17 protein-coding genes, 1 riboswitch and 1 other annotated feature are annotated in these 16,574 nt (G+C 38.8%); of the genes, 14 read left to right on the plus strand and 3 right to left on the minus strand.

Annotated elements, in window-relative coordinates:
* Window positions 1-174: 174 nt before the first annotated feature.
* The 6 genes from LMC10_RS07235 (at window position 175) to LMC10_RS07260 (ending at window position 5,190) form a co-directional block, all read left to right on the plus strand.
* Window positions 175-849 carry a Crp/Fnr family transcriptional regulator gene (locus tag LMC10_RS07235; RefSeq protein WP_228342029.1) on the plus strand — a complete coding sequence of 225 codons (675 nt, stop codon included), beginning with the start codon at window positions 175-177 and terminating at the stop codon, window positions 847-849.
* Window positions 850-854: 5 nt separating this feature from the next.
* Window positions 855-1,589, plus strand: a complete 735-nt coding sequence (locus LMC10_RS07240; RefSeq protein WP_229269387.1) for a nucleoside phosphorylase — start codon at window positions 855-857, stop codon at window positions 1,587-1,589.
* 1 nt (window position 1,590) lies between these two features.
* Window positions 1,591-2,316 carry a nicotinamide riboside transporter PnuC gene (gene pnuC / locus LMC10_RS07245; RefSeq protein WP_035150926.1) on the plus strand — a complete coding sequence of 242 codons (726 nt, stop codon included), beginning with the start codon at window positions 1,591-1,593 and terminating at the stop codon, window positions 2,314-2,316.
* The gene (locus tag LMC10_RS07250) at window positions 2,316-3,515 is read left to right on the plus strand and encodes a phosphopentomutase (RefSeq protein WP_229269338.1); all 1,200 of its coding nucleotides are present in this window, start codon (window positions 2,316-2,318) and stop codon (window positions 3,513-3,515) included. The genes pnuC and LMC10_RS07250 overlap by 1 nt, the downstream gene beginning before the upstream one ends.
* 113 nt (window positions 3,516-3,628) lie before the next feature.
* Window positions 3,629-4,342, plus strand: coding sequence for a helix-turn-helix domain-containing protein (locus tag LMC10_RS07255; RefSeq protein WP_229269339.1), 714 nt, complete (start codon window positions 3,629-3,631; stop codon window positions 4,340-4,342).
* Complete coding sequence (locus tag LMC10_RS07260; protein ID WP_229269388.1) at window positions 4,279-5,190, plus strand: IS3 family transposase; 912 nt, start codon at window positions 4,279-4,281, stop codon at window positions 5,188-5,190. The genes LMC10_RS07255 and LMC10_RS07260 overlap by 64 nt, the downstream gene beginning before the upstream one ends.
* A 70-nt stretch (window positions 5,191-5,260) precedes the next feature.
* On the opposite strand, the gene LMC10_RS07265 is transcribed toward LMC10_RS07260, so the two are convergent.
* Window positions 5,261-5,839, minus strand: a complete 579-nt coding sequence (locus LMC10_RS07265; protein WP_229269340.1) for a TIGR01440 family protein — start codon at window positions 5,837-5,839, stop codon at window positions 5,261-5,263.
* 330 nt (window positions 5,840-6,169) lie between these two features.
* Here LMC10_RS07265 and LMC10_RS07270 point away from each other — a divergent pair, with 330 nt between their 5' ends.
* From LMC10_RS07270 to LMC10_RS07285, 4 genes are all read left to right on the plus strand, one after another.
* Window positions 6,170-7,384, plus strand: a complete 1,215-nt coding sequence (locus tag LMC10_RS07270; RefSeq protein WP_324294047.1) for an MFS transporter — start codon at window positions 6,170-6,172, stop codon at window positions 7,382-7,384.
* Between the two features lie 90 nt (window positions 7,385-7,474).
* Entirely contained in the window at window positions 7,475-8,542 is a 1,068-nt protein-coding gene (locus LMC10_RS07275; protein ID WP_229269342.1) for a LysM peptidoglycan-binding domain-containing protein, read from the plus strand.
* Between the two features lie 12 nt (window positions 8,543-8,554).
* The gene (locus tag LMC10_RS07280) at window positions 8,555-9,019 is read left to right on the plus strand and encodes a hypothetical protein (protein WP_229269343.1); all 465 of its coding nucleotides are present in this window, start codon (window positions 8,555-8,557) and stop codon (window positions 9,017-9,019) included.
* Window positions 9,020-9,234: 215 nt separating this feature from the next.
* A complete protein-coding gene (locus LMC10_RS07285; protein ID WP_229269344.1) occupies window positions 9,235-9,756 on the plus strand; it encodes a GNAT family N-acetyltransferase in 522 nt (173 codons plus the stop codon).
* 58 nt (window positions 9,757-9,814) lie between these two features.
* On the opposite strand, the gene LMC10_RS07290 is transcribed toward LMC10_RS07285, so the two are convergent.
* Window positions 9,815-10,954, minus strand: coding sequence for a low temperature requirement protein A (locus LMC10_RS07290; protein WP_229269345.1), 1,140 nt, complete (start codon window positions 10,952-10,954; stop codon window positions 9,815-9,817).
* A 61-nt stretch (window positions 10,955-11,015) separates the two neighbouring features.
* Complete coding sequence (gene cytX, locus LMC10_RS07295; RefSeq protein WP_229269346.1) at window positions 11,016-12,185, minus strand: putative hydroxymethylpyrimidine transporter CytX; 1,170 nt, start codon at window positions 12,183-12,185, stop codon at window positions 11,016-11,018.
* A gap of 75 nt (window positions 12,186-12,260) precedes the next feature.
* Window positions 12,261-12,367, minus strand: a riboswitch (TPP riboswitch).
* Window positions 12,368-12,679: 312 nt separating this feature from the next.
* Here cytX and LMC10_RS07300 point away from each other — a divergent pair.
* From LMC10_RS07300 to LMC10_RS07315, 4 genes are all read left to right on the plus strand, one after another.
* Window positions 12,680-13,258, plus strand: a complete 579-nt coding sequence (locus LMC10_RS07300; RefSeq protein WP_229269347.1) for a DUF4767 domain-containing protein — start codon at window positions 12,680-12,682, stop codon at window positions 13,256-13,258.
* A gap of 431 nt (window positions 13,259-13,689) precedes the next feature.
* Window positions 13,690-14,745: a zinc-dependent alcohol dehydrogenase family protein gene (locus LMC10_RS07305; RefSeq protein WP_229269348.1), complete on the plus strand. Its 1,056-nt coding sequence runs from the start codon at window positions 13,690-13,692 to the stop codon at window positions 14,743-14,745.
* A gap of 188 nt (window positions 14,746-14,933) precedes the next feature.
* Complete coding sequence (locus LMC10_RS07310; protein WP_011953550.1) at window positions 14,934-15,548, plus strand: DUF6198 family protein; 615 nt, start codon at window positions 14,934-14,936, stop codon at window positions 15,546-15,548.
* Window positions 15,549-15,571: 23 nt separating this feature from the next.
* On the plus strand, window positions 15,572-16,258 hold the full coding sequence (locus LMC10_RS07315) for a matrixin family metalloprotease (RefSeq protein ID WP_229269349.1): 687 nt from the start codon (window positions 15,572-15,574) through the stop codon (window positions 16,256-16,258).
* A 59-nt stretch (window positions 16,259-16,317) separates the two neighbouring features.
* Window positions 16,318-16,567 (plus strand) — a binding site (T-box leader).
* The last annotated feature ends 7 nt before the right edge of the window (window positions 16,568-16,574 follow it).

The raw sequence follows: 16,574 nt of genomic DNA on the forward strand, positions 1-16,574 counted from the left end.
CTTTAAATGGACAGATAGTGCCCTTTTAAAGAATGGTTTGTTTTTTGTTTCCAAGACAAATGTCCTCAAAATCTCACTTTGAGATAGCAAAATCCCAATTTTCATGTATATTAAGAGACAAGTGACATAGAAAATTGTAAGCGCTAACCAATATAATAGTGATAAAGAGTGAGGGTGATACTCTTGAATATTAATGAAGTATACAAAGCAATTAATTCAAACGAGCGGGTTCGCCAGCTAGTAAAAACAGCACCACTAAACATTATTGAACAAATGGAAGTGAAAAAATTTGATACAAAACAGTTTGTTCTGCATCAAGGAGAGAGTTATCAAAACACCTATTTGCTTGTTAATGGGCGGGTGAAAGTTTTTTTAAATTCGCCTAGTGGGAAACAGGTAGTTTTGGACGTTTATGATTCTGGGATGTTTCTCGGCGAACAAGAAGCAATTATCAATCGTCCTTACAGTGCATCAATTATCAATATTTCACCAATTACGGTTCTAAGTATTCGGAATAGCGATTTCGTTGAGTGGTCACACAGAGATCATCGTTTTGCTGATAGGTTGATTCATAATCTTTCCGAACAGATTTACCATCTCACAAAACGGATGGAGCGTTACAGTATGCACTCTGCACTACAGCAAATCGGATTATTTCTGCTTTATTGTGCCCATGAACATATTCCAATTACCCGGGAAAGGATCACTTATGAAGTTGATACCTCATATCGGAATATAAATCGTGTCCTGAAGAAGTTAGCTGATATTAATGTGATTCAAATCAATCGCTCAATTATTAAAATCACCGACTTTCAAACCTTGCAACAGATTGTGGAAACGGAGGATTAATTATGATGGAAGAACAACAACCACATACACAATTGACAACAGAAATTAATATCGATAGCGCAGTAATTGTTGGAGACCCTGCACGAGTAGATAAAGCAACTGAATTTTTGGAAAATGTTCAAGGATGGGCATTTAACCGAGAATATAAGTCGATAATTGGTACTTATAAAAATAAACGAATTTTAGTAATGTCAACCGGAATTGGGGCCCCGTCTGCGGGAATTGGGGTTGAAGAACTTCATAACGTTAATGTTAAAAACGTGATCCGTGTGGGGTCTGCTGGTGCAATGCAAAAAGAAATTGGCTTAGGTGAATTAATCATTGGCGAAGGAGCAGTCCGCGATGATGGATTAACTAAGAAGTATGTCCCGGGAAATTATCCTGCTGTCCCTTCATTTAAATTAATGGCCTTAGCACATAAATATGCTCCGAAAGCAGTTTATGGGATCATTCGTTCACATGATGGCTTTTACATGGATGACAATGCAGAACAAGAAGCTTTCTGGTCTGAGAAGGGGATTGTTGGCGCCGATATGGAATCAAGCACCTTGTTAACTGTTGGTCGTCAACGCGGAATGGAAACTTTATCGATCCTTAATAATGTCGTCCTATACGAAGGAGACCTTGCGACGGGGGTTAATGATCTGGTTAATGGGGATGATCTCATGACAGAGGGGGAAATGGCTTCGCTTAAACTTGCATTCGATATCTTAAGTGATCAAAGTCTGGAGGAAAATTAATATGACAAATACAACTAATGATCATAGCTGGCTTTTTACGCAGCTTTTTAGTAATTGGAAAAAGTTTGAGATAATTTACGTGACAATTTTGCTCTTGCTCCAAGTAGGGGTTTATTTAATTGCGCCGGATAGTTGGATCGGCATGCTTTCTGGAGTTTTTGGCACAATTGCCCTTGTTTATGGAATGAAGGGACGGAAAGTAACTTTTATTTTTGGTTTCATTCAGTGTGTTGCGATGACTTATATTGCTTGGCAAAGTCACACTTGGGGAACTTTTGTCATGGACATTTTCTACGTGATTTCTCAACCAATTGGCTGGTTTATGTGGGGGCATGATGATGCAACTAAACGTTTTAGCCCGCAAGCACGGCGTTGGGTTTTTGCGGGGGTAGTAGTTGCTTATTTCATCGGCTGGTATGTGATTGGCCTCTTCCACGGGCAACTTCCATATTTTGACTCATTTAATTTAGTGGTTAGCTTTATTGCTCAATTGCTTTATATTCTTAAATACCAAGAAAACTGGTCACTATGGATTTGGGTTAATACAGCAAACATTATTTATTGGATTATTTTGGCAATTCGTTTCCAAATGGGTGTTCACATTGGAACTTTCGGTGGTGACTTATCGCAAATTGCTTTGCAAGCGGCCTTATTATTTAATTCGATTTATGCAACCAAAGTATGGGCTAGTGGTGAAGCTGATAATGAAGGAGGTACAACAGATTAATGCGGAATTACAAAAAATATCAACGTATCTTTGGGATTGTTTTAGATTCAGTCGGTACTGGGGCAGCAATTGATGCGGATAAATTTAATGACATGGGAGCAGATACATTAGGTCACGTTGGCGCGGCTTATAATGGTACTTTGTCATTACCTAATCTTGGGCGGCTCGGGCTTAGCAATTTACGTAAAAAAGCAATTCCTGGAATCCCTAACGCTCCTCATCCTTTAGCTTATTATGGCAAAATGATCGAAATTTCAGCTGGTAAAGATAGTATGGATGGTCACTGGGAGATGATGGGATTGCCTGTTTTTAAACCGTTGTCGACATTCCCGCAAGGCTTTCCTCAAGCAATTATCGATCAGATTGCAGAATTTTCTGGACGGAAAGTGATTGTCAATCAACCATATTCCGGTACCAACGTAATTCATGACTATGGTGAACAACAAATGGACACTGGGGAACTGATTGTCTATACTTCTGGCGATTCAGTAATGCAAATTGCGGCTCATGAAGATGTAATTCCTGTCGAAGAACTTTATAAGATTTGTCGCTTTGCTCGAACACTGTTAAATGGTCCGGATTATCAGGTTGGTCGGGTGATTGCACGTCCTTATATTGGCCCAGATAAAGATCATTTTATTCGAACTGCTAACCGCCGTGATTTCACGTTAGAACCACCATCCCCAACAGTCATCGACCAGCTTCATCAAGCCGGTTATACGACGATTGCGATTGGTAAAACTAATGACATTTTTTCAGGACATGGATTTATCCAAACTTATCATAATGAAAGCAATATGGATGGAATGGATCACGTTGATGAGGTGATGAAACAAAATTTCACCGGTTTTTGTTTTACTAATCTAGTTGACTTTGATATGATGTATGGTCATCGTCGTGATCCGCAAGGTTTTGGACAGGCGTTAATGGATTTTGATCGGCGGCTGGGCAAAGTCTTGCACAACCTTAAAAATAATGATTTATTAATTGTTACTGCTGACCATGGAAATGATCCTGGTTTTCATGGTACAGACCATACTCGTGAAAACGTTCCATTACTGGTTTATTCACCATCAATGCAAAAAAGCGGGCCATTGGGTACTCGTCCGACATTTGCTGACTTTGGTGCAACTGTGCTGGATAATTTTAATTTGGCTCGCGGTGAGTATGGAACTAGTTTCTTGGAGCAGTTGGTATAAATAAATTGTTCATAAAAGTAGTTGAGGCTGCGAGAGAACAAAAGTTGGCTATAATGCCCTCTGAGTATACAGATGAAATAGAAAATTCATCAAATACTCGGAGGGCATTTTCTATGGGGAAAAAATCGAAATATTCAGCAGAGGAAAAACTTTCCATCCTCAAGGAAGCTTCACGGCTTGGAGTACCTAAAGTGATGGCCAAGTATAACATTGACAGAAAAGCTATAAGACGATGGAGATATCTTTATAAATATCAGGGACCATGGGGATTAAAGCCCCTTCATAGTCATCAAAGTTATTCTAAAGAATTTAAACGTTCGTTAGTTAAACAGTATCATCAATCTAACGAATCAATGGAAATATTTGCTATCAAACACGGTTTACGTTCAGTATCACAGTTATATTATTGGATTATCCAGTATAATGAATTTAACTTAAAGGCTTATACGCCAAGAAAGCGAGATTCAAAAATGAGTGGACGAAAGACTGACTTTGAAGAACGACTTACTATTATTGAAGACTTGATTAAACATGATGTGAACTATAATTGGGCAGTTGAAAAGTATCATATTAGTTATCAACAAGTTTACGGTTGGTATCAGAAGTATCGCAAAAGTGGTAATAACCCAGAATCACTTCGTGATCGCCGGGGTAAAGCTAAGCCAGAAGAGAAATGGACAGAAGTTGATCGACTTAAAGCGGAGAATCGCTTATTAAGGGCTCAGCTAAAAAATCAAGAGATGGAGATTGCCTTCGCAAAAAAATTAACAGAAATACGCAATCGGGAGGTGGACAAGGGTTTCGGTACCAAGCCATCAAAGAACTAAATCAGGAAAATGGTTGGTCAATTAGCCAGTTATGTAGAATAGCTAATTCTTCGCGAGATGGCTATTACAAATGGCGTAATCGAAAACCAAGTCGTTATCAGAATGAGCAGACAGAACTGCTTGAAGCAATCGTAAAGTTAGAAGAAGAGCATAATTGGACGCTTGGATATTTAGCGATGGCTACTCAGTTAAACTTTGAGAACCGTTTAGGCTTTACCGCTGGATTAAAACGAATAACTAACTGCATGCGCAAGCATGGAATTAGGGCAAATATTAGGAAGAAAAAGCATACTCGAATTCAACGCCATGAGGAATACATCAATGATAACTTATTGCAGGAACAATTCGATCGTGAAACTAAAAATGAAGTGTGGGTTACTGACACAACGGAAGTTGCCTACGGCGAACACACCCTTCATAAAGCACGAGTACACGTTATTTTAGATTTATATGGCCGTTACGCTTTAAGCTACAATATTTCAGACACCGAAACTTCATCAGCAGTAATCGAAACCTTTACTCGTGCCTTTGCGGTTGAACCTGATGTGCAACCAATGATCCATACTGACCGTGGGGCAGCTTACTGCTCAAGTATGTTTAACGACTACTTAGCTTCTAAAAATTGTATTCATAGCATGTCACACCCCGGACATCCTTGGGAAAACTCACCAATAGAGCGTTGGTGGAATGACTTTAAGTTAATCTGGATTAACAAACACCCTCGTCCTAAGACATTAGCAGAGCTAGAACAACTCGTCAAAGAGGCCATTGAATACTTTAATACCAAACGCGCTTACACAAGCAGAAACGGCTTGACCGCGGAACAATTCCGCAATCAAGCCGCCTAAAAATTTTATCTATTTGATCTGTATACTTGACGGGACACAGTGCCGTTTTCTCGCAGCCTCATAATTAAAATTATTTATTGTCAAACGGATCCCATTCGTATTTTGCGCGCGCACCACCAATCAATTTTGGTCGATTGCGGAGATAAGTCGTATGAGCCAGTCCAATTTGTTTTATCGAAGTACGAACTGGAACTTGAACAAACTTAACATGCATGCCAATCGAGGTATCGCCGATGTCCATGCCAGCTTCAGCAGTAATGTGTTCAACTTCAACCGGATCATTAAAGTTCTCAAAAGCAGCAATTTGTCCTGCACCACCTGCATGGAGCGAAGGGAAGACAGTAACTTGTTCAAAGCCGCGCTCCTTAGCTACACTTCGTTCGACAACAAGTGCCCGGTTAAGGTGTTCGCAACCTTGGACTGCTAAATGGAGTTGGTGTTTTCGTAAGATATTAACAACTGTCGAAACAATCGCCCGGGCAATCTCAATGTTAGAGTCCTTTCCGATTATTCCGCCATGGACTTCACTAGTTGAAAGACCTAACACTACGAGGTCATCTTTTTCTAACTGAGCTTGATCCAATAATTCGGTTAAACCTGTTGCTGTTTGTTCTTTAATTTTATCAAGATTAATTCCATCTACTGTCATTAATTATCATTCCTTTATTATGAATAATATACCTAATTATCCACATTATACTAGGAAAAACCTTTGTGTAGCTAATAGTTGCCTGCTCTATTTATGCGCCTAAAAGAGATTAATGCCCAATCTCTTGACGATTATTACCAGTTAGTTCAATTTTTATTGACATCTTTATCCTAGAAAGATGTATATTTTAGGCGATTTAGGAAAATTTGACAGATACTATCTTTCAAGAAGAATTGAAACTAAAATAATCCTTTGCTATACTACAATTTGTAGATATGCCTTTTATATTTCAAAAGGTACGTTCGAAGGTAGGTTGCTGGAAAAATACTGATTTTATCGGTATTTTTCCAGCATTTTTTTATTTATACGAAAGGAGCTAAGGATATGTCTAAATTTCGCTTGCAGTCCGTTGTCTTTGTCTTAACCGCATTTTTATTAGGATGTAATGAATTTATGGTTGTGGGGGTTATTTCTGATATTGCCAAAAGTTACCATGCTTCATTATCAACGGTTGGCTTTTTAGTTACTAGTTTTGCAATTATTTATGCTATCTGCACGCCTTTAATTACCACTTTGACAGGTAAGTTTGATCGTTTTAAGGTTTTGATGGTGCTAATGTTAATCTTTTTAATCGGTAACACTTTAACTGCAGTTGCGCCTAACCTATTTTGGCTATTTGTTTCGCGGATTGTAACAGCTGCGGTCGCGGGGACAATTATTTCATTGATTCTTGTATTTGTAAGTATGATTGCACCAATTGAAAAACGGGCAATGCTGGTCGCTTCAACTTTCGCTGGTTTTAGTATTGCTACGATTGTAGGGGTCCCCGTTGGAACGGCAATTAGTAATGCTTTTTCTTGGCGGGATAGTTTTGCTCTAATTTCGGTTTTAACCGTAATTATTTGTGGCTTTTTATATTGGCTGGTACCACGGGACAGTCGTCAAGAAAATGCTTCGTTAAGTAACCAAGTTCAACTTTTTAAGGATCGGCGAATAATTCTTGGGGTTATCGTAATGGTAACTTTAATGTCCGCCGAATATACCTTCTATACTTATGTTCGCCCAATTATTACTACTGTTCTTGGTTTTAGTACGACTAACTTAACATGGCTTTTAGGACTTATTGGGATCACGTTTATTCTTGGTAATATATGTGCCGGCGTAATCGCAAATCGTTTTGGAATCACTAAACTTACTGTTATTAGTAGCACTGTCCTTATTTGTTTATTGTTGATGAATGCAATGTTCCATGTTGCATGGTTAGGGATTCTGTTATTGTGTGTTATTTGCTTTGTTCTAGGAATGCCCGGTTCAATTCTACAAGTAATGTTTCTGAATATTGCTGATCGGGAATATCCAGAAGCAATGAATTTGGCTTCTTCATTAAACCCAATTTGTACTAACGTGGGGGTATCGATTGGTTCTTTGACGGCATCGATCAGTATCAATTTTGTTCAAATTAACCAGATTGGATACGTTGGGGCAATCTATGCCTTGATTGCAGTTTTTGGTTCGCTTTATCTGATTAAAACAAGCGCCAACTAGAAATGATTATATGCATTTGAAGAATTATTCCAATAGCAGTAAAATTATTTTTGGATTAATAGGTTTGATACTATTAGGGAGGATAATTTTATGAAGTTAAGTAAGAAGCAACTAGCAGCTACTTTTATGACTGCTATTTTAGCAGGGTCAGTAATGATTGGCTCTGTGGCGATTGCTGAGGCTGATAATGCCAGTGGATCACCAGAAGAGCAAGCGGATATTACTAATTGGATTGCCAATACCCCCGAACAAATTTCTAATAATATGGCGATGCAACACATTAATACCAATAACCTTAATGGCACGCGTTATATTATTCAGTGGGGAGATACTTTATCGGGGATCTCAGCCGCAACTGGAATTTCTGTGGCTAAACTTTGCTACGATAACAATATTCAAAATGCTAATTTAATTTTCGCTGGGGATGTTCTTATCTTAAACCGTGAAGGAAGCGTTCCTGCTGGTTATGATCCCAACGTAAATCCGAATGTTGTTGCCCAGACAAAAATTACAATCAATAATGGCCCGACGACAGTGAATATTGCCGTTCAACCACAATCAGTTGTTAAGAACTACGATAATTCCGACAATTCTGATCATTCGACAACAATTTACAAGGCAGGCGCGGTAAATTCATTTAACAACAACGACAATGATAATGAACAAAGTGCTAGTCAATCCAGCTCAACTAAGTCTGCTAAGCATCAGAAGCATACTTCATCAATCAGTGCTTCTGACATTGTGAGTGGCTTGAATGATGCCAATAATAATGACAAACTGTCCTTTGACGAAGGGGATGGTGGTAGTGACGCTGATGAACTTAATGTTGATTCAGCAGCTATCTTAAAGGATGCTAAGAAGAATGACTATGATTCGATCCTTAGTGAAATCGAAAGTGCCCTAGGTTCAAAAGCCAAGAAGGATACGACAGTTTACATTGAAAAAGATGGCAACGAGATCCATGTCTATGCTAGTGTTAATGATGATGCTGATAGCAGCAATAGTAGCAGCACTAAGGATAATGAAGATAGCGATAGCAGCAGTAGTAGCGAAAGCGAAAGCAGCGATGACAGCAGTCAAAGCAGCAGTGATGATGAAGATAGCAACAGTCAAGCTACTACAAGTGACCACGACACCGACACTTCTGACGATGAGTAATAGGGGATAAAAATGCAAAAAAAGACAAAAGTTATTATTTCTGTTTTAGTAGCAGTAATGGTTGTTATTGGCGGCTTTTATCTCTATGCTAGTCGGACATTGGCTAAACGACTTCCTGGTCACGTTTACGAATATACATCAGTGTCAGGCAATCAAAATGCTTATATGACCTTTGCCACAAGTGGGGATCAGGTTGTTGTTACTCCCGACAAGGATACAGCAATCAAAGCAAGTAATAGTGCTAGTGATTTTCAACAAGCCTACCAAGACAATGCCAAAGATGGTAAGTGGAATTATAAGGCGCAAGGAAATCGGTTGACACTTTCAAAACTGCAAGATGGGAAAGTCTCAATGTGGCAATATAATCATATGCTAGCATTAGGCAAAAAGATGCGGTCTGGTAACTTTACTTATCAGATTGCCAATGCCGGTCAAGGAATTGATCATAAAGCGACTAAGTTTGAACAAATTCGATGATATAAAGTTAAATAAAAGGGTCTCCCAATTCTAAGGGAGGCCTTTTTGTTATGGATAAATATGAAATTCCCTCCTTGAAATGAAAGCGCTGTGACAAAACACTTAAACTTATCTAAAGCCCCATCGGTTTAATAATTAATCGTGATAAAATGACCATACATTAATATATTAGAATTTTGTTGTTAGGAATGAGAGATGATTAAGGAGAAAAGATAATGGCAATTTACTTACGACGAGCAACTTTGGATGATCTTCAAAGTGTAATGACAATTATTGAACAGGCACGAGCACAATTAAAAGAAAAGGGTAATCCACAATGGCAAGACGGTCATCCTTTCCAGAAAACGATGGAAAATGATATTAAAGCTGGCTATAACTGGGTGTTAATTGATAATCAAAAAATTGTTGGGACGGCTACCTTACAACTAACCCCGGAACAAACGTATGAAGAGATTAAAGATGGATCGTGGTTAAAACCAAATGAGCCATATGCGATCATTCATCGATTAGCAGTTCTTCCTTCCCACAATGGTCAAGGTTTTGGGAAATATATCTTCTCCAATCTACTTACGGTTGGGTATTTGCAGGGAGTAAGGAATTTCCGTTATGATACTCATTACAAAAATATTCCTGTTCAAAAAATAGGTCAAGATATTGGTTTTATAAAACGCGGCACGATTTATATTGATGACAAAATTGACAATAAACATATGGGATTTGAACTGAATTTAAAATAAAAATTCCATCTGTCCTAAATGGTTATTAGGATAAATGGAATATAAATATGGATGAAAACTAATTATGTGATGAATAGTTGTTGTGAGGCTCCTTAGAGGGCTTTTTTCTTTGCACCTTCCATTCCAGCAAGCCGAATTCGATCACATTGGTTAATGAAAATGCGCTCATCAAACTTAAGTTATTTTCGCAACATAAAATAATGCCAAGCGATCCTAGTAGAAGGACAAGCGCCATTACCGTGAGATCTCGACCATTAAAGCGTAAATGGCGGCGATTATAAAAACTATAAAGCCAGAGACAAAGGTAGAAGACGATGAGGTTAGATGCGACGAAGCAACTAAGAAACAAACGTGATACTTCTTCATCAGCCATATAGATAATTCCAGCCGTAATCGAGAGTAGGCTAATAATCATTACTACATGAGTGTACATCGCAATAAAGCCTCGTGTATGCTGATGATGATTTAAGAAGCGTTCTACTAGCAATGTATAGACGCCAAATAGGGCAGCTACTCCTAGAAAGATTGCGATTGCTAATGGTGAATAGATAGCGCCCTTAAAGTAATGGGTAATGTTAACAAGTGTTTCTCCGAACGTAATGATAATTATTAAACTTAGGCGTTCTACGAGGTGGGGAAAGTTGACTTGTTCCGGCCTAAACATGCGGTACATCACTAAGGGCATTAAAAAGCCGATTAAACCACCGGCAACGCAGAGATAGATACCATACTGATAACCAATAATCAGCCCGGTTACAAGAAGAATAAATTCCAAACCAAGCGCAATAATAAATCCTTGGAGATCATGATCTCGTTTAAAATGAGTGCTAGAGCCAAATAAATATTGAAAGATTAAGTTAATAGTTGTTAGTGCTGCCGAAAGATTGAATGCATGAAATGTTAACCGCCATTCAGTATTAATATTATTAGCTAAATAAATGGCGGCAAACATACTGATCAATAAGCCAACCGTATCGACGGCCCGACTTGTTCCAAAGCGATTAATATAGACTGTCTGATAAAGCCAAATTTGTAAAACGAAGATAACGACAATGATAAATTCAACATATATTCTTGGCGGCAAGCGACCATCGATTGGATGATGAATCATCATTGTTATTCGAGAGATCGCATAAACAAAAATTAAATCATAGAAGAGTTCAAGCATTGATACTTGTTTAGCAACTATTTTTTTCATAAAAGTAATTCCTTCCTTGTAATTGCATTAATAATACCATTACTTAGCAGGAAAACTATAATTATTTCACTTTGACCAAATTGCGAACTTGCTGTGTGCCCCAGGTCATTGCGATGATGATAATGATTGTGGTAACGGTACTGCCGAGCGGAAATGAATAATTTAGCAGAATTCGATAGATGATAAAACCAATCAACCAGAGAATTAGGTTAGTCCATTGACAATTTTGTTTACGATAATCTACTTTCAAAATGAAGTAATCTGTAATTTGAATTGCAATCATTGGGGCAAAGACAGAACCAATAAGGTAAAGAAAATTACTGAAGTTATCCATGGGGAAAATCAATGCACTAATTGTTCCTAGAATTGTTGCACCAATTGCGGCCATTGTTCCTGACCATTTACTGAAAATCGTTTTTGAAGAAACACCGGCAGAATAAGCGTCCATGAATGTTGTTGTGATTGTGGAAAAAATAATGATAAATAAACCGGCAATTCCCAATCCGGCCCGCAAAATAATAGTGGCAATATTGATGTCATGAGTAAGGAGGGCGGCTCCTAAACCGATGAAAGCCATCCAACAACTAGTCAGGCCATAGACAATTGCACTAACCCCGCTGGTTGGCACGGGTCGTTGAGCAACGCTGGTGTAATCGCTAATAAGTGGCAACCACGATAATGGCATGGCGATAACTAACTCCATCCCCTGAGCCCATGACAATGTACCAGTTGGCGAACTAGCAGAATGGTGGGTAAAAATTGCTGCGCATAGGAGGCCGCTTAAAATTACTAACGTCGAGATGGTTACAAGATTAAGATAATAAAGGTGCCGAACCCCAACGAGCAGCCAGCAAATGATCAGGGCGCCGATTAAAATGACCCATAATGCCTGATTAAGGTGCCAGACCCCATTGGCTGCTAATGCACCGTCATAAATCATGATTCCAGTCCAGCCGATCAGTTGGAGAACGTTCAATAAGGCAAAAAATTTACTACCATTTTGTCCAAAGCTAATTTTCGCAGCATTCATTGAACTAAGACGTTGCTGACCGCCGATAATTCCAACTAAAAAGAGCAAAAAACAGCCGATAATGTGACCGATGATAATTACGGCAATCCCTTTTGTAAAACCAAGAGGAGCCAAGTAAGTACCGGTTAGGATTTCAGCAATTGAAATTCCAGCGCCACACCAAATCATGCTGTTTTCGGTAATTGTTGTCTGTCGTTGCATAATTCCACCATCCTTATATTTAATTTGATTAAGATAGTGCAAAGTAAAAAGCGACCAGTAATCACTTTGATCCTGGTCGTTCTTTATTAATCCTTCCTACGTTGGCATTATCCAAATCAGGTTCATTGGGTCGAGACGCATAGTCCCCTCTCAGCCTGTCTGCAAGCTCCCCGTTTATGCAATTTAATTCAATCTTAGCAAATCTCCGTTGAATGTCAATTAATGATCTTAATTTACTGATTAAGCCAGACACGTCTCCTGTGATGTGATATAGTAAGGGTGTAATTTTTTAAGTAAAGCGAGGGAAGATCATGGCTAAATACACTGTTGAATTAAGCGAAGAAGATATCCAAATGATCAAAGATTGTCATTCAAAGAATCCTTCTATCATGAAGGCAATGAACGACGCTAAAAAAGTTGAGGATTAATAGCTAGACTGGAAAGGATAGGGAAGCATTCTTTCTGGTCTTTATTTACGTTTCGGGAGGATAAAATTGAAAAAATTAATAGGAGTTCTTGCGATCGCTGGCTTAAGCGTTGCCTTGGCTGGTTGTGGCAACCAAAACACGCAAAGCAGTAGCAATACCGCAAAGACTAATTCAGAAGCTAGCAGCAATCAAAGTACTACCACTACTAATAATACAAGCAGTAGTGAGTCGCATCACGATAGTTCATTATGGAATAATCAAAAGAATGAGCAGTTGGCATCATTTATGCAAAAATGGGGCCCAACAATGCATCAATCCTATGAACAATATGATGGTCAAAATGAATTGAAGGTTTCAACAGGAATAACCTATCCAGACGGCTTGAGTAAAGAATTAGTGGAAGGACAGTCTGGTTTGATTGGCTGGGCACCATCAGGCAAGGGTGATTATGAATATAATGTTGTTGCTATTTATAATCATGATGGGACGGAACCGCCACTACCGAACCGAATTACGTACTTTTTTGCCTTCCATAATGGCAAGCCGGTTGTGTTAGTTGACCAATCGAATAATGGTGATCCAGATTGCCATCCAACAACTAATACGGATCTAGAAAGTAATTTTGAACGAATTGCAAATCAATAATAATAAAAGAAACAATCCCACCATCTGACGTCATGGTGGGATTGTTATTGGAAAAGCTGTCTCTAAATAGAGATTGTTTTGTAACTGTGTATTAATGAATATTCTATCTAGAAAACAACGAATCCTTTTTGAAAAGAATGGCGTCATCAAGCAACGCAAAGATTATTACTGTGCGCTCAACGATGCATCTAAATCGCCAGCTAGTGACCCCACTCCCTAAAAAAAGAAAGTGATAAGTAAAGCTAAGACCATACTAATAACTTTATTTATCACTTCTATATTAACACGTTATAAAATTTTTTATAGTATAAAATGATAAAATTGGATAGAGATAGATATTCAAAAAATGAATGGAAAAGAATAAAATTTAAATATTGGATTTTGAAATTAGATAGTTTTAAACTATTTTTAGAATAAAGGAGGCAATTTCAATGAAAAAAGCAATTTTTGAAAAAGCAGGTCAAATGAAGATTGTTGATGTCGATCGGCCAACAATTGAAAAACCTGATGACGTGATTATTAAGGTAGTGCGGACCTGTGTTTGTGGTTCTGATTTATGGAACTTCCGGGGAATTAATTCAGTTGAAAAAGATTCTGAAAACTCTGGTCATGAAGCAATTGGAATTGTTGAAGAAGTTGGTGAAGATATCACTACTGTCAAACCTGGTGACTTTGTGATTGCTCCATTTACTCATGGATGTGGGCACTGTGCTGCTTGTCGTGCGGGCTTTGATGGCTCTTGCCAAAGTCACAGTGATAACTTTAGCTCTGGTGTTCAAGCTCAATACGTTCGGTTCCAACATGGTCAATGGGCGCTTGTTAAAGTTCCAGGCAAGCCAAGTGACTACAGCGAAGGAATGCTTAAGTCTCTCTTAACCCTTGCCGACGTTATGGCTACTGGTTACCACGCTGCACGAGTTGCCAATGTTAGCGATGGCGATACGGTTGTTGTAATGGGGGATGGTGCTGTTGGTCTTTGCGCGATCATTGCTGCTAAGATGCGGGGCGCTAAGAAGATCATTTCTACTAGTCGTCATGCTGATCGTCAAGCTCTTGCCAAGGAATTTGGTGCTACTGATAATGTTGCTGAACGTGGTGACGAAGCGGTTCAAAAGATCATGGAACTCACTAACGGTGCCGGTGCTGATGCCGTTCTTGAATGTGTAGGTACTGAACAATCTACTGATACTGCCATGAAGGTTGGCCGTCCAGGTGCCATTGTTGGTCGAGTTGGATTACCTCATACGCCAAAGATGGACATGACGTTGCCATTCTACAACAACACTATTGTCGGCGGTGGTCCAGCATCAGTAACTACTTACGACAAGGACGTATTGTTGAAGGCTGTTCTTGATGGTGACATTAACCCTGGTAAGGTCTTTACTAAGAGTTTCGACCTTGACCAAATTCAAGAAGCTTATGAAGCAATGGATAAGCGTGAAGCAATCAAGTCTTACATTATTATGGATGGCTTTGAACGCGATTAATGTTTAAAACTGATTGAAACAATACGATATCGTAACAATATTCCTATAAAACGAGGCTGTTGAAAAAACAAAAGTTTTTTCTCAGCCTCTTTGCGTACTTACAAAAATTCAGGGCAAGATAAACGCATAAAATCAATAAGCGTGCTAAAATACTGTGATAGAGAATAAGCGTAAACGGGATGATAAAAATGCGTCGGTATGTATTTCTGGCACTGGCGATTGTCTTAAACTCAATTGGTCATTCAATGACGATTGTAACAAATTTAGGGAGTATGCCCTGGCCAGCCTCAATCGTCAATATTATGCATATGATGGGCTGGAACATGACAGAGACGATTTTTACAGAAGGACTATTTGTCATTGGCCTGAATATTCTTTTAGTTGGCGAATTTGTTCCTAAAGAATTTGGCTGGGAATTAACGTTTTTAGTTCCGTACAGTATTTTAATGCAACTCTTTGCGAACTTATGGCGTTTTTGGGGAATTGATACAATGAACATTTTCCTGCGTTTCGGTTTTGACCTGCTCGGCTTAGTGATTGCCTTTGCCGGGTATGCCCTTTACCAGCAGTGTGATTGTTGTTTTCATCCACACGATAAGTTAACGGTCTACCTAAAACGCCGCGCCAGTCTTAAATTTACGAAATACTTTAATATCGTCTTGCCCGTTATCATTATCTTGTTATGTTCTCTTAAAAATCATGCAATCTTTGCTTTTAATATTGGAACGGTGATCGGCTTTTTCTCTCAGAACTGGATTGTCAGTTTCTGGCAGGAACGCCTCGAACCGTGTTGTCATTTCTAACTTTATGGAATGGGGATGATTAAATGCGCCGATTTTTAGTAGCACTCTTAGTCGCTGGCATGATCGGAATTGGCGATTATCATGTCCTAGCTGATGCAGATGCGCCTTCCCAACCCTTCCAGTCATCATTTTTTAGCCAGGATTCTTCTGATAGTAATGATTTTCAGTTTTCTAATGGCGGCCAACGACCAAATGCAGACCGGCTAAGAATCCCGGAAAACACACCGACACCGCTTGAAGGTTTTAAGTGGAAGAAAAAGAATATTACTATTTATATGGAAACTGCTGATCCAAAGTTAAAATGGGCTTTTCGTGATGCGGTCAAAAAGTGGAATAAGACGAAAGCAGTTCATATCCGCTGGACTAAGAACGAAGATAAGGCCAATATTATTGCGGCCGATGGTGATCTAGCACGAAATAATACGGGAAACACTGGTGTTGGCTATACAACATCTGAACTCGGCTCAACTCGGACTGAATATGACCCGACTACGAATACCTTGCATAAGGCAACCTCAACTTTGGACCCTAATCAGTTAGATTATACTAATAAAGAATTTCGAAGTGAGGTTGCTCAACATGAACTGGGACATGCACTTGGATTGGCTCACGCTCCAGAATATGAGCATAGTGTGATGATCCCAAGAAATATCAAAAACGGAATAACTAAAAATGATGCTAAAACGTTAAGAATGTTATATCATGAATAATTTTGAAATAGGTGTTGACAATTAGTAAGGATAAGGATATTATAATTACAATTAAATTAGAGATTGCTTAGAAAAGATGAGTAATTATTTAATGCCATTACAGAGAGCTAGGAAAGATGAGAACTAGTATGGTGACGAATAATGAAGATGGTCTTGGAGCAGACTGATGCTGTGAGCATACGTGTTAGCAGTAAGCGATTAGCACCCGTTACCGTGCTGGAGTATTTTTATGTACTTCTTGCGGGTCTTATTGTGAGATAAGGCTAAATTAGGGTGGTATCACGTTAATGAATATTAAACGTCCCTAGGAATTGGT

Source organism: Limosilactobacillus reuteri subsp. simiae (assembly GCF_020784875.1).
In the GTDB taxonomy this organism is placed as follows: Bacteria; Bacillota; Bacilli; order Lactobacillales; family Lactobacillaceae; genus Limosilactobacillus; species Limosilactobacillus reuteri_H.

Excerpts from the sequence above, each read along its gene's own strand:
- LMC10_RS07315 (WP_229269349.1), top strand. The coding sequence starts at position 15,572 with ATGCGCCGATTTTTAGTAGCACTCTTAGTCGCTGGCATGATCGGAATT.
- LMC10_RS07265 (WP_229269340.1), bottom strand. The coding sequence starts at position 5,839 with ATGACAGTAGATGGAATTAATCTTGATAAAATTAAAGAACAAACAGCA.
- LMC10_RS07285 (WP_229269344.1), top strand. The coding sequence starts at position 9,235 with ATGGCAATTTACTTACGACGAGCAACTTTGGATGATCTTCAAAGTGTA.
- LMC10_RS07275 (WP_229269342.1), top strand. The coding sequence starts at position 7,475 with ATGAAGTTAAGTAAGAAGCAACTAGCAGCTACTTTTATGACTGCTATT.
- LMC10_RS07250 (WP_229269338.1), top strand. The coding sequence starts at position 2,316 with ATGCGGAATTACAAAAAATATCAACGTATCTTTGGGATTGTTTTAGAT.
- LMC10_RS07310 (WP_011953550.1), top strand. The coding sequence starts at position 14,934 with ATGCGTCGGTATGTATTTCTGGCACTGGCGATTGTCTTAAACTCAATT.
- cytX (WP_229269346.1), bottom strand. The coding sequence starts at position 12,185 with ATGCAACGACAGACAACAATTACCGAAAACAGCATGATTTGGTGTGGC.
- LMC10_RS07280 (WP_229269343.1), top strand. The coding sequence starts at position 8,555 with ATGCAAAAAAAGACAAAAGTTATTATTTCTGTTTTAGTAGCAGTAATG.
- LMC10_RS07290 (WP_229269345.1), bottom strand. The coding sequence starts at position 10,954 with ATGAAAAAAATAGTTGCTAAACAAGTATCAATGCTTGAACTCTTCTAT.
- LMC10_RS07240 (WP_229269387.1), top strand. The coding sequence starts at position 855 with ATGGAAGAACAACAACCACATACACAATTGACAACAGAAATTAATATC.
- LMC10_RS07255 (WP_229269339.1), top strand. The coding sequence starts at position 3,629 with ATGGGGAAAAAATCGAAATATTCAGCAGAGGAAAAACTTTCCATCCTC.
- LMC10_RS07305 (WP_229269348.1), top strand. The coding sequence starts at position 13,690 with ATGAAAAAAGCAATTTTTGAAAAAGCAGGTCAAATGAAGATTGTTGAT.
- pnuC (WP_035150926.1), top strand. The coding sequence starts at position 1,591 with ATGACAAATACAACTAATGATCATAGCTGGCTTTTTACGCAGCTTTTT.